The organism is Methanococcoides orientis, from assembly GCF_021184045.1.
In the GTDB taxonomy this organism is placed as follows: domain Archaea; phylum Halobacteriota; class Methanosarcinia; order Methanosarcinales; family Methanosarcinaceae; genus Methanococcoides; species Methanococcoides orientis.
In genome coordinates this window covers 2,266,649-2,280,131 of the sequence record NZ_CP073710.1, presented here as the reverse complement: position 1 = coordinate 2,280,131, position 13,483 = coordinate 2,266,649, and the positions used below count along the sequence as shown (strand labels likewise).

13 protein-coding genes are annotated in these 13,483 nt (G+C 44.6%); 9 read left to right on the top strand and 4 right to left on the bottom strand.

What is annotated here, in order from left to right; all coding sequences use genetic code 11:
* Window positions 1–46 precede the first annotated feature (46 nt).
* From J7W08_RS11100 to J7W08_RS11085, 4 genes are all read left to right on the top strand, one after another.
* Entirely contained in the window at window positions 47–1,252 is a 1,206-nt protein-coding gene (locus tag J7W08_RS11100) for an S-layer protein domain-containing protein (RefSeq protein ID WP_233084505.1), read from the top strand.
* Window positions 1,253–1,393: 141 nt separating this feature from the next.
* Window positions 1,394–2,794: an aspartate kinase gene (locus tag J7W08_RS11095; protein ID WP_233084504.1), complete on the top strand. Its 1,401-nt coding sequence runs from the start codon at window positions 1,394–1,396 to the stop codon at window positions 2,792–2,794.
* 16 nt (window positions 2,795–2,810) lie between these two features.
* On the top strand, window positions 2,811–3,812 hold the full coding sequence (purM, locus tag J7W08_RS11090) for a phosphoribosylformylglycinamidine cyclo-ligase (RefSeq protein WP_233084503.1): 1,002 nt from the start codon (window positions 2,811–2,813) through the stop codon (window positions 3,810–3,812).
* Window position 3,813: 1 nt separating this feature from the next.
* Complete coding sequence (locus tag J7W08_RS11085) at window positions 3,814–4,092, top strand: DUF1894 domain-containing protein (RefSeq protein ID WP_233084502.1); 279 nt, start codon at window positions 3,814–3,816, stop codon at window positions 4,090–4,092.
* Here J7W08_RS11085 and J7W08_RS11080 read toward each other — a convergent pair whose 3' ends face one another.
* The 4 genes from J7W08_RS11080 to J7W08_RS11065 all read right to left on the bottom strand — a co-directional run bounded on the left by J7W08_RS11080 (window position 4,093) and on the right by J7W08_RS11065 (window position 8,610).
* Window positions 4,093–4,659 (bottom strand): hypothetical protein, encoded by a 567-nt coding sequence (locus tag J7W08_RS11080; RefSeq protein WP_233084501.1) that lies wholly within the window; start codon window positions 4,657–4,659, stop codon window positions 4,093–4,095.
* Window positions 4,660–4,825: 166 nt separating this feature from the next.
* Window positions 4,826–6,154, bottom strand: a complete 1,329-nt coding sequence (gene glnA / locus J7W08_RS11075; protein WP_233084500.1) for a type I glutamate--ammonia ligase — start codon at window positions 6,152–6,154, stop codon at window positions 4,826–4,828.
* Window positions 6,155–6,500: 346 nt separating this feature from the next.
* Complete coding sequence (locus tag J7W08_RS11070) at window positions 6,501–7,229, bottom strand: NAD(P)-binding domain-containing protein (RefSeq protein WP_233084499.1); 729 nt, start codon at window positions 7,227–7,229, stop codon at window positions 6,501–6,503.
* Between the two features lie 130 nt (window positions 7,230–7,359).
* Window positions 7,360–8,610, bottom strand: a complete 1,251-nt coding sequence (locus J7W08_RS11065) for a Glu/Leu/Phe/Val family dehydrogenase (RefSeq protein WP_233084498.1) — start codon at window positions 8,608–8,610, stop codon at window positions 7,360–7,362.
* Between the two features lie 698 nt (window positions 8,611–9,308).
* Between J7W08_RS11065 and J7W08_RS11060 the strand changes: the two genes are divergently transcribed.
* From J7W08_RS11060 to J7W08_RS11040, 5 genes are read left to right on the top strand one after another with little or no spacing between them, the layout of a single operon-like run.
* Window positions 9,309–9,632, top strand: a complete 324-nt coding sequence (locus J7W08_RS11060; RefSeq protein WP_233084497.1) for a DUF167 domain-containing protein — start codon at window positions 9,309–9,311, stop codon at window positions 9,630–9,632.
* A gap of 59 nt (window positions 9,633–9,691) precedes the next feature.
* Window positions 9,692–10,315 carry a YIP1 family protein gene (locus J7W08_RS11055; RefSeq protein ID WP_233084496.1) on the top strand — a complete coding sequence of 208 codons (624 nt, stop codon included), beginning with the start codon at window positions 9,692–9,694 and terminating at the stop codon, window positions 10,313–10,315.
* 1 nt (window position 10,316) lies between these two features.
* Window positions 10,317–11,591, top strand: a complete 1,275-nt coding sequence (locus J7W08_RS11050; protein ID WP_233084495.1) for a COG1361 S-layer family protein — start codon at window positions 10,317–10,319, stop codon at window positions 11,589–11,591.
* On the top strand, window positions 11,575–12,288 hold the full coding sequence (locus J7W08_RS11045) for an ABC transporter ATP-binding protein (protein ID WP_233084494.1): 714 nt from the start codon (window positions 11,575–11,577) through the stop codon (window positions 12,286–12,288). Before J7W08_RS11050 ends, J7W08_RS11045 begins: the two co-directional genes overlap by 17 nt.
* Window positions 12,275–13,438, top strand: a complete 1,164-nt coding sequence (locus tag J7W08_RS11040) for an ABC transporter permease (protein WP_233084493.1) — start codon at window positions 12,275–12,277, stop codon at window positions 13,436–13,438. Before J7W08_RS11045 ends, J7W08_RS11040 begins: the two co-directional genes overlap by 14 nt.
* The last annotated feature ends 45 nt before the right edge of the window (window positions 13,439–13,483 follow it).

Sequence of the window (13,483 nt, the reverse complement as noted above, 5' to 3'; positions counted from 1 at the left end):
CTCATTTCAACAATGTTTAAATGTGCTTCGTGAATGGTGAGGTTTAATGAAATATATATATTTTGTACTTCTAGCAATATTTGTCATACTGTTTGCAGCAACCCCTGCAGCATCTCTTGATCCAAGTGACCCGATAATACATTACTCAGATAGTGTCGTAGAGAGAAATACAAAACTATCATTGGCTCAGGGATATACGCTTGAAATTGTTGATATCAATGAGGACAACGGGGATGTCTGGGTAGAGATACGCCACAATGGGAAACTGGTCGAAGATGGAGAAGGATCTGGGAAGGAAAACGATCCTTTTGAATACATACTGACCATTGAAGCAGAGGATAATGACGAGGAGGATGACGAATACCTTATCTTCCGGGTCACCCCAAAAGAACTCGTCACCAGTGGAACGAATACAGCTACAAAAATAAGGATAGAGCAATTCCGGGACCCTACAAGGGACATAAAGGATTTCCTGATATATGACCGATCGGATTCAGTGAACATAGGCGAGGAGATGGACCTGGAAGAAGGCTACACACTCTCAGCATCAGACCTTGATGTGGATGAAGAGACCATTACAATAACACTGAAAAAGAACGATCATGTGGTAAAAGAAGTAAAGGAAATGGAACCAGGGGATATTTTCAGCTACTACAAGAACGTAGACGGAGAGATCCGTACGATCTTCATTGCAAATGTTTATGACTTTTTTGAGAGCAGTGAATCACATATACTATTCCTGAAGGAGATCTCGCAAAGGGAAGATGTGGAAGTTGAGAGTAATGTTGAGATCAGCATCCAGGGATTATCAGGAAACGTTGTCAGAGATGGTGAAAAGGCCATCATTTCCTACGAGCTTGAAAATGATGCATCCAAAGTAACGATATTTCTTGATGAGGACAGCATAGACGTCCGCAATGATGTTGATGCAGGAACCTACCAGACAATCACCGAAGAGCTGGATAGGGGAACTCATGAAGTGATGATTGAAACCGTGTCAACAGATGGCAGTATCTCTTCAAAAGAGACCTCATTTACAGTTGACGGAGAGAGTTCGACCGAGGATATTGTGTCCGAAGAGGAAATCCCTGTACCGGAACAGGTTGATGATATCATCAAGGATGCCGAGAATACCAGCAGTGAAATTTCCGACTCAGTTGAAGACGTAACAAAGTCCACTGCATTCACATATATTGTAGTCGCATTCCTTCTTGCACTTACCGCATTCTTCTTCAAGAGAGAGTTTAGCTGATCAACTCTTTCTTTTTATTTTCACAAAGGGAAAATAGATACATTAGTTCATCGTTCATAATCTTTATATTACACTGCCGTGTTTATAGCCACATTCCAAATCAAGCCTAATACAGAACGTGATCAGACTATGAGATATGTAATGAAATTTGGCGGTACATCCATTGCTGATGGGAAGAAGATACGTCATGTTGCACAGCTTTTGATCAGTTACAGAGATGCCGGAGATCAGGTAGTTGCCATAACTTCTGCTCTCGGAGGCGTTACTGACGGACTGCTCACCAACGCAGCTGAAGCATCACAAAAAGGAAAGGTCTCCCAGATAAAAGAGTTCATGACAGACCTTGCCAAAAAACACTATGATGCTATTGGCTATGCAATTGATGATGAGAGGATCGCTGATGATGTTATCGAAACTATCGACAGCCGTATAGATGAACTTGAAAAAGCACTTATTGGAATATGTTATCTCGGTGAGTTGACACCACGTTCCATTGATTACATCTCATCATACGGAGAACGCCTGGCAGTGCCGATCATCAGTGGAGCAATACGCTCACTTGGAACGGACTCAATGCCGTTTACCGGTGGAGAAGCAGGCATTGTCACAACAAGTGATTACGGAAATGCCCAGCCACTTGAAAAAAGCTATGAGCAAGTGGAGAACAATATATCGACCCGTGTGGAAACCTCCATCCCCGTGATAACCGGTTTCATTGCAGAAGATAAGAAAGGCATCATCACAACCCTTGGACGGGGTGGTTCTGACTTTACGGCATCCATTGTAGGTGCTGCCATCCAGGCAGATGAGATCTGGCTCTGGAAAGAAGTACACGGCATTATGACAACTGACCCGAAGATCGTTCCCGAAGCATCATCCATCCCCCAGATATCTTACATCGAAGCAATGGAGATGTCATATTTCGGCGCCAAGGTACTTCATCCACGTGCTATCGAGCCTGCAATAAAACATGGCATACCGGTTCGTGTTAAGAATACCTTTGACATAGAATATCCAGGCACACTTGTCGTTGCAGATCAGACCCGAAAGGAAGATGTGGTAAAAGCAGTGACACTCATCAGGAATGTGGCTGCCGTAAACATATCAGGAGCCGGGATGGTAGGAGCTATCGGTACAGCAGCAAGGATATTTTCCGCACTGGCAAAGGCTGGCGTCAACATAATTATGATCAGCCAGAGCTCATCCGAAGCCAACATGTCCCTTGTTGTTGATGATGCCCACCTCAAGAGTGCTGTAAAAGCATTGAAATCCGAGTTCAACAAAGATGTTGTCGGAGAAGTGGCCTATGACAAAGATGTCTGTGTGGTCGCTGTGGTAGGTGCCGGAATGGATGGCATACCAGGCGTCGCAGGAAAAGTATTCGGAGCCCTTGGAAAGGGCAAGATCAACGTAATAATGATTAGCCAGGGTTCATCCCAGCACAACATCTCCTTCGCCATCAGTGAAAAGGATGCAGAGGAGGCAGTCAGAGTACTGCATCAGGAATTCGACCTCGGATCAAAGAAAACGTCCGGACAATAAAAGGAGGCCTTCAAAGTTGAGTGATAAACATCTTACATACGCAGATTCCGGAGTGGATATCGAGAAAGAGGAATCCACCATCAAAGCACTGACAAGTGGAATGACATACAGACGCGAGGGTCTTGGTGCTCCGCTCACTGATATTGGCCACTATGCAGGACTCATCGAGTTCGGAGAATATGCATTGGCAATGGCAACTGACGGCGTCGGTTCAAAGGTGCTCATTGCAAATGAAATGAAGCGCTGGAACACAGTTGGTATTGACTGTATCGCCATGAACGTGAACGACCTTCTGGCCATCGGTGCAGAACCGATCAGTTTTGTGGATTACCTTGCACTTGAAGAGCATACTGATGAATTCGCACGCCAGATCGGTGAAGGACTCACCCGGGGTGCAGAAATATCAAAGATGACAATCGTCGGCGGGGAAACAGCAACCCTCCCGGAGATCATAAATGGCTTTGACCTTGCAGGAACCTGCCTTGGAATGGTAAAGAAGGATGAGATAATAACCGGTGAAAAAGTGCAGCTTGGTGATGTCCTTGTAGGAATTCCAAGTAGCGGTGTTCACAGTAATGGCTACACCCTTGTAAGGAATATAGTCGACCAGTCAGAACACTCATATCACGACAAGTTCCCATACAACCCTGAGACCACCATTGGTGACGAACTACTGATACCAACCCGCATTTACATGGAAGTCCTCGATGTAATAAAAGAATGTGACGTCCACGGACTTGCACATATTACCGGAAGCGGACTCCTGAAGCTTAAAAGGGTTACCGATCTTGGATTTGATTTTACAGATCCTATCGAGCCAAATGATATCTTCAAGTTCCTCCAGGAAGAAGGTAATGTGGATGATCTCGAGATGTATCGCACTTTCAACATGGGAATGGGCTTTTTGATAGTTCTTCCGGAAGCTGACGCTAAGAAGGCTGCAGAGATGACAGGCGGAAAGATCGTCGGAAAGATCGTCGAAAGCGGAATTCGTGTTGGTGACCTCGAGATAGTATAACATGGCATGCATCAACGACATACCCTATGAAATACTCCTGAAAGGAGCAACGCCACAGCAATGTGAGGACTTTGTCAAAAAAGAATGTGATGAGGTCTATCACGTTAAAGGTGGTTACAAGATAAGAGGAGTGCTTCTCCGCGGCGGAGATTCCATTCCCATAGGGATCAAAGGAAATGATCTCATATTCCAGTTCATAAAACCCTGCAGCGGTCTTTTCATCCTGAGAATTCCGGATGCACAGGACGAGATCGAAAAGATACGCAATGAAATGAAATGATCAGATCTTTGATCTTCTTGCATTTTCCATGACGCAACCAAGAAAACCCGGGGAAGGGAACTCGTGAACTGAAGTGGCAATTATCATCCCATCCCCTACTTTTTTTATCACCATTACAGCCTGGTCATCGTCATTCTTTAAGATGACATCACCGTCTGTTTCAGAGAAGTAACCATCACACTCCACCATCTGACCAGGGTCCTCGACTATGCACTGTGCTTCATGCTCATCCACTCTGTGAAGATGTGTTTCCCCGTGTTTTTCTATGTATGTAAGCTGCATCGGTAACCAGCTGTGATTATATTTTGTGACAAGTGCTCCAAAGACAACGAGTGAACCACCGGCACTTACGAACTTCTCAAATGCCTTGCTGTTCCTTTCAATTCCCGAAAGTATCTTTGTATATGCTGAATTAGCAAACCCTGTCGGGACGATGACGCATTTACATCCAGGAAGAAAAGGAGTACCTATGGCCGTAGAAAGAACACGCTGACATTTCAGGCCATTTTCTTCAAACAGTTTTTCAAAAAGCAATGGATTATCCCAGATCAGCATCACATCTGTCATGAGAGGAACTAAACATTAAAGACTCTTAAATTTTCCTGCCCGCTTGAGTGTAATAAATATCAATTACCCATGATACTGCAATAAATATCCAGGCCATAAATTGAAAAAGCAACAGCAAAAGAAATGAACACAAAAAAAAGAAGAGAAAATGAGAGTTAAAGTACTCTCATATAGTGTTAAGATATCTTTCGACCTCCCAGTCGTGTACCTGAATACGATATGCATCCCAGTCAGCCCTTGCAAGCCTTAGGACGTTCTCGTGGACGTGCTCACCAAGAGCGTCACGAAGCAGATCGTTCTCAGCAAGATAATTTGCAGAATCCTTCAGGGTTGGCGGAAGTGTCTCAATACCAAGGTCACTTAAGCCCTTTTCAGAAAGCTCGAAGATATTCTCTTCCCTGTTCTCCCCAGGATCGATCTTGTTCCTGATACCGTCCAGACCTGCTGCAAGGATAGCAGCGAAAGTAAGGTATGGATTACAGGATGGATCAGGGCTTCTAAGCTCCACACGTGTACCCTTGCCTCTTGCAGCAGGGATACGGATAAGTGAGCTTCTGTTGGCACCGGACCATGCAATGTATACTGGAGCCTCATATCCTGGTACGAGACGTTTGTATGAGTTGACAAGTGGATTGCAGATAGCTGTAATAGCCTTGACGTGTTTGAGAAGTCCGCCAATGAAGTAGCGTGCTTCGTCGCTGATCTGCATGTCACCCTCAGGATCGTAGAACGCATTTTCCCCATTCTTTGAGAGGGAAATGTTCACGTGCATACCGGAACCGTTCTCACCAAAGATAGGCTTTGGCATGAACGTTGCATGTAATCCATTGAGCTTTGCAATAGTACGGGTAACATACTTGAAGGTCATTACATCATCAGCAGTGGAAAGTGCACCGCCATACTTGAAATCGATCTCATGCTGACCGAAAGCGACCTCGTGGTGAGATGCCTCGATATCAAATCCAAGATCCAGGAGCGTCAGTACGATATCACGGCGTACATCCTCTGCAAGGTCAGCAGGTGCAAACTCGAAGTACCTGCCGAAATCATGAGGTATTGTGGTTGCTTTGCCATTCTCCTTCTCGAAGAGGAAGAATTCAAGCTCAGGACCTACATTAAGTGTAAAGCCCATATCCTCAGCTTCTTTCATAACTTTCTTGAGGACATATCTGGGATCTCCTGCAAAGGGAGTTCCATCAGGCAGATAGACATCACACACCATCCTTGCAACAACGCCCTTGTCCTGGTTCCATGGAAGTATTGCGAATGAGGAGACATCGGGTTTCAGGACCATATCCGATTCATTGATACGGACAAAGCCTTCAACAGAAGAGCCGTCAAAGGAGATTCCCGAACCAAGAGCTTTTTCTACCTGTGTCACCGGGATCTCAACGTCTTTCACGACACCCTGGATGTCCGTGAACTGCAACCTGATAAACTTAACATTGTTTGCCTCAATGGCCTTGAGTACATCTTCTTTGGTATTAATATTCATTGAATCGCCCACATCAATGGATTGATTTGTGCCTAATTGCTTTACAGATATATAGGATATTATTGTTTAAAACCTACCTTTCATATATCATGTTTTTGGTAAAAATGGATATTCCTTTGATATAAAAATGGATAGATCCTTTGAAAATTAGTCTGTAAAAGGATAAGGTAAATGAAGGGAACTGGAGATCCCTGTTTGAGGGGATATTTCTTGAAATCCAATTATTTTGACGGACGGAATCTTTCAGTTTCCCTTATCAGAAGCCAATCTATAATTGACAGGAGTAGGATATATAGTCACTGGTAAAAACCATCAACTTTTACGCCTAACCCCTGTTATGATCTATTTAAACAAAGCGAATGCCCACATCATGCATCTTGTTGCGTATGGCAATGTTTATCACCAGAGGTGTCAGTGACTCCACCATACCTGAGGTCTCAATCGGACCAATATCTAGAGGACGCATATTTGGGATCTCTCTTACAAGATCGAAGACTATTTTCTTGGAGTGCATGCAGTTTCCACAGACTGCGATATCATAATCCAGTTCAAGGTCAAGATCTGCAAGCTTCTTTGCAGGAACATTATGGAAAGCTGATACCAGCTCAATGTTTTGTGGCAAGAGACGCACCATTTCCTCGGCGGCACTACCTGCAGCAGGAGTTGTATAACAGAAATAATCAGCATTGTATTCTGAATCCTTAGCATTAATGGTCACAGGACTATTGCTATGATCATCCTGCCGGATGTAACAGCGGTCCTTCTCCATAGGAACCACCACGGAAACTACGATCTGATCTTTCAGGACAGGAGTAATCAGCTCAATGACAGATGGCACCTGCTCATAGCGTATTGCAAAGAGAATAATATCTGCACCCTCTGCTGCGGACTTATTGTCCGTTCCCTCGACAGTTGCATCAATACCCCTATCACGCAGGACCTGAGTATATTCAGCTGCAACGTCCATGGCTTTTTCTGCACTTCTGGAGCCTATTACCACATCATGTTTCGGACCCCAGCGTAAAGCAAATCCTTTACCAATATTACCAGTTCCACCAAGTATTGCGATCTTCATAACAATCCCATTAATCTTCCAAGTTAGTTATATCTGTTTTGACGAGTAGAAAAGCAATACGGGCAAAAAGAGAGGGGAAAAACCCATCTCTTCAAGACCCAAAAGGTATTTTTGAATTCTTAAGCAATGCTTAGTACAACCATCCACGGTCTGACATTGCTTCAACAACACGGTTGATAGCGACAACGTATGCAGCGGTTCTCATCTCGATGTTGTATTCCTTGGATGCCTCGAGGACAGCGTGGTATGCGTTTGTCATCTTAGCATCGAGACGGTTGTGGACACGCTCTTCGCTCCAGCGGTACATGTAGAAGTTCTGGACCATTTCGAAGTAGGACACAGTAACTCCACCACCGTTACAGAGGAAGTCAGGGATCATGTGTATACCTTTCTTGAAGAGGATCTCATCTGCTTCAGGTGTTGTTGGACCGTTTGCAAGTTCTGCGATGATCTTTGCCTTGATATTGTCTGCGTTCTCGTGTGTGATGACGTGCTCAAGAGCTGCTGGAATAAGTACATCGACATCAAGCTCAAGGAGGTCTTCGTTGGAGATTGGTTCTGTTCCTGCGAGGCCGACAACTGAACCGGTTTCCATCTTGTGGTCCTGTGCTGCCTGTGCGCTGAGACCATCCATGTTCACGACACCGCCCCTGCTGTCACTGACAGCAACGACCTTGCATCCGAAGAGCTCTTCACAGAGAGTACCAGCGAAGTAACCTGCGTTACCATATCCCTGGATTGCTACTGTTGCGTCCTTGAGGTCGAGACCGATCTCTTTTGCTGCTTCACGGACTGCGTAGAGACCACCACGAGCTGTTGCGTCGCCACGACCGAGTGAACCACCAATGCTGAGTGGCTTACCGGTGATGACACCAGCCTGGTTCTTACCGGCGAACTTGGAGAACTCGTCCATCATCCATGCCATCATCTGTGGGTTGGTGTAGACATCAGGTGCAGGTACATCCTTGTCAGGACCTACGATCATTGAGATGCTTGAAATGAACTTTCTTGAAAGGCGCTCGAGTTCACCAGCGGACATTTCCTTAGGGTTGCAGATAACTCCACCCTTACCTCCACCGAGAGGGATGTCCATTACTGCACATTTCCAGGTCATCCATGCTGCAAGTGCCTTGACTGTGTCAACGGTCTCTTCTGGGTGGAAGCGAATACCACCTTTGGTTGGACCCTTTGCATCGTTGTACTGTACCCTGAATCCCTGGAATACCTTGATGGAACCATCGTCCATGCGGATAGGAAGGGATACGTGCATTTCCCTCATTGGGTTTCTGAGGATCTCGTGGATACCTTCATCGAGCTCCATGATGTCTGCGCATTTCTGTAACTGCTTTCTTGCATTTTCAAATGGGTTCTGTTCTGCCATGTGATTTACCTCGCATTTAATTTTAGATATTAATTCTATTTTTTAAAAAAGCCATGGAAATTATATAGCCTTTTTTGTTAACACTTTATTGTGATCATCTCATTGGTAGTTATAAAGATGTTATCACCAGTGTGATGACTAGGCTAGCTATTACCGATATGAAGTATATAATTGCTTCGGTTCTGAATTACCTTCCAATTAATTAAAATAAGATATGAAAACGAGAAGAAGAGAGAGATATTAGAAGAGATCATTCCTTAAAATTGCCACCAACTCTTTCGAATTCGGCATTTTTTCTTTGACATTTCTGATAACTAGTTCAAGACCATAATTCAGGCGCATAGATCCTACTGACAGATCAATAGGATCAATCAATGCAAAACTGACCCCCGGAAAAGGATCCATACTGAATTATTGCCACCACAGTACGTCATCTTTATATTACACTACCATATAGTACTCCATGGCGCATTGTAAGGTCCTTGCACGAGAATATGGCAGAGCCTTTCTGTGAATGTACAGACAACCTCAATGCGGCACATACGATAATGCAACATACGCCTGACACGAGGGAAACCGGAAGGGACAGCGGGGATCCCAATAGGATGATCTTTCGGAGTTAGTGGGCCGGGCTACAGCATTATCGACATCTTCTCGATCATATCATATCCCATATAATTCACATAAAGGTCACAGACATGTCTTTTGAAAATTCACTAAAGGATAAAGGGGATAGCATAACAATCGATCTGGAAGTGACACCTGGCGCAAAAAAGTCCTGTTTTCCCGGCGGATACAACCAATGGCGGGAGCGCATTGAAATAAAACTTACAGCCGCTGCCCAGAAAGGCAAGGCCAACAATGAGCTTATAGAGACCCTCGCAGACTTCTTTAAGATAAACACTTCAAGCATCAGTATAAGGTCAGGTGCAAGAAGCACAAAAAAAACAATTGAGATAACTGACCTTGATTATAGTAAAGCAGCAGGGTTGCTCAGAGAGTGTTTCGAGAATATAAGTTGAAGCTTGTCGAAATAACGAAGCCACCAATAATATATACAATGGTTCGTATATAAAAAAGAATGACACTTACTCAAGTTCTTACAAATCCAAACGGCTTTTTTGCAGAAAAGATGAAGACCGAAGTGGAAATGAAAACCCCGCTTATGATCGTACTTCTCATTGCAGTCCTCGGCGCAATAAACGCCGTAATAGTGACGCAGAAGATCATGGAAATATTGCCACCTGAAGCAGCAGCATTTGCAAGCATAGGGGCAATTGCAGGAGGAATCGGTGCATTTATCGGTGCGATCATTATGTGGGTCATTTATTCAGGAGTATTCTATGCGATCTCATCCATCCTGGGCGGAGAAGGAACGTTCAAGCGAGTACTCGAAGTTGTTGCCTACGGATTCATCCCATCCATTGCAAGCGGTATCATAGGTATCATAGTAATGGCAACATCATTCTCATTAGAGAACTTTGACATGCAGAACCCGGAACTTATGGAACAGGCAATGCTCAATGACCCCACCATGAAAATGTCAATGATAGTCGGGATCCTTTTCACATTATGGAGTGCTAACATCTGGATATTCGGACTTGTTCATGCAAGACACATGACCGTGAAGAACGCAGCTATATCCGTACTGGTGCCTGTAGGACTCTATGTATTATACACTGCAAGTAAATTCATAGGTGCATAAAGTGACACTAAAGGCCATTATAAGCATAGCAATGGTAATGCTCCTGGCACTTACTGCCCCTGTAGCAGCCGATACTGACATACGCCCAACCGTGGTCGTAGACTATTCCATGGAACCTGCGGTCCTCATGCCCGGAGATACCGGAACCATCACCATATCCATAGAAAATATGGCAAATGGAGAGATCTATGTACAGGAAGATAAGAAGACCTTTGACATGAACGCTTACATTGCCAGTATAGCACTTGGAGGTAACGACGATATCGAGATCCTCAATAAAGAGCATACGGATATCGGCCTTCTGGGACCCCGAGACACCATAAAGCTGGCATTCAACATACGTGCAAAGGAAACAGCAGAGAATGGCGTCCACTTCCTTACCATGGAACTTGTGGGTGGCAGTGACATGAACGATCTTAACTACAACATCCCAGTCAAGATCGATGGCAGGAACTTAAGGCTTATAATGACAACAATGCCAACAACGGTGATGAACGAGATATCAACAATAGAACTGGATATCATCAACACAAGGCCAAATGATGTTAACAATGTCATAATCAAAGCCGAAGGAGAAAATGTTTATTTCAATCCTGCAGAGATCTTCGTGGGAACCATACCTGCAAGCGATAAGACTACAGTGGATATCACTCTCAACACCATGGCATCTTCAAGCGGAACGAAGAACATCTCGTTCACAGCCTCATTTTTCAATGGCGATAACTACCATATTTCCGGAAATGAAGATACAGAAATAAACGTAGTAAGCCAGCCATCATTGATCTTCACCGGTATTGAAGTGACAAAGAGCGGGAACAGGTATTCACTTATTGGAGATATCAATAATTTCGGTACGACCGATGCAAAGAACGTACTGGTGTCTATTGCTGAATCAGAAAATATCACACCCATGCAGCCTTATGCGAACTACTTCGTAGGCACACTGGAAGCAGATGATTTTAGCAGTTTCGAACTATCTGCACGCATCCTGACCCCTGATGTCAAAGAAATACCCATCCTTATCGAATTCCGTGACACAGACAACGTATATTCATCTGTGACAGGCTACATTGATCTTGAAAGTGCTTCAGCCCCAGAAGGCGGAGAGCAGGAAACCCCCATATGGATGTGGGGAGTCATCGGGATCATAACCATTGCAATTGCCGGAGTCATCGTCTACACCTGGAAGAAACGCGAGACAGCAGAACAGGAAGAACCGGACGATGAGAACGAAGACGGGTTCGATGAAGACGAAGCTGATGAAATCGAAGAATGATGGGGAACCTATGTCCGATCCGATAGTCCAGTTACAAAATGTCAGGAAGATCTATACCCTGGGAACAAGTGAGATACATGCACTCAATGGAGTCAACATATCCATTGAAAAAGGAGATTTTGTCACAATAATGGGATCATCCGGTTCAGGAAAATCCACACTTCTTAACATGGTAGGCTGTCTTGACACACCCACATCAGGTAAAGTCAAGATCAATGGAACGAATATAACCAAACTTGATGATGACAAGCTTACAGCCATCCGCAGGGACAATATAGGCTTCATCTTCCAGCAGTTCAACCTGATCCCAACCCTGACTGCGATCGAGAATGTTGAGATTCCCATGATATTCAGCAGGATCACACCAACCCTGCGAAAAAAGCGGGCCATGCATGCACTGGAACAGGCACAGCTTGATCCGGAATACGCATCCCATCGCCCGAACGAGCTATCGGGAGGACAGCAACAGAGAGTTGCTATTGCCCGTGCCCTTGCAAATGAGCCACCGATACTTCTTGCTGATGAACCTACCGGAAACCTTGATTCAAAAACCGGGAAGAGTATCATGGAGTTGCTGGTCCGGCTAAATGAAGAAGGCACTACCTTGATAGTTGTCACCCACGACCATAAACTTACTGAATACTCCAATAAGACCATCGTACTAATGGACGGAGAGGTTTCCGATGATATCTATTGAAGATATACAGAGCAACATGTACCTGCAACTTGCAAAGAGAAATCTCAAGCGTCAGACCTTCCGGACAGTACTTGCAGCCATAGGTATAATCATTGGCGTCATTGCCATCTCATCCATGGGGATACTCGGGAACAGCCTGAAAATGTCGGTCACCGATTCATTCGGGGACATTGGAGACAAACTTCTCATATACCCTGCACCTGGAGAGGACGGGGTTACCGAAAAGCAGATCAGCCAAATGAAAAAGGTGGACGGCATAGATGCCATAATCCCTGCCTATTCAACAGGAGACCGGGTCGAATACAAGAACAGCTATACCTTTGGGTCCATCTATAGCATCGAACGAGAGGACCTGGAAAAGCTGGTAGAGGTGGAAGACGGACAGTTCTTCAAATCCGGCTCCACGGATTGTGTGATCGGAGCCTCCATTGCTGATACCCTTGACCTGAAGACCGGGAGCAAGATAGAAATAGGAGATTCAAGGCTCAGAGTAATAGGCATCCTGAAAGAGCGCGGAATGGGATTCGATATCAATGCAGATACAGGCGTGTTCACATCGGTTCAGATGTATGAAAAGATGTACCCTGAAGAGGGGGATGAATATGATTTTGTCGTCGTCCGGGCAGAGGAACTTGACAAGGTTGATGACATAAAAGAAGATATTGAAAATCTTCTGAACAGGAAAGAAGAAGTAATAACCGTTTTCGCGACCAATATTATCCTTGAGAGCATCAATGAAGCATTCAAGTCCATTTCCCTTTTCCTCATGGGGATAGGTTCGATCTCACTAATAGTAGCAGGTGTCAGCATATTGAACGTCATGCTCATGTCCACAATGGAACGCACCAAAGAGATCGGTGTGATGAAAGCAGTCGGAGCCTCACGAAAGGACGTGCTCACAATGTTCCTTCTGGAAGCTCTGCTTCTGGGAATTGCTGCAAGCCTTATCGGAGGTTTGTTTACCATCGGAGCAGGATATCTAATACTTTCACTGGTGGTAAAGAATACATCATACCTGTTCTCATTATCAACATTACTCTACATACTTGAGGGAATCCTATTCGGTGTTGCTACAAGCCTTATTGGCGGAATGTACCCTGCATGGAAAGCATCGAATATGAGACCCCTCGATGCATTGCGTTACGAGTGAGAGAACAGCGTAAAAGCAGATATTTATTTTTGACCAGAAAAAACA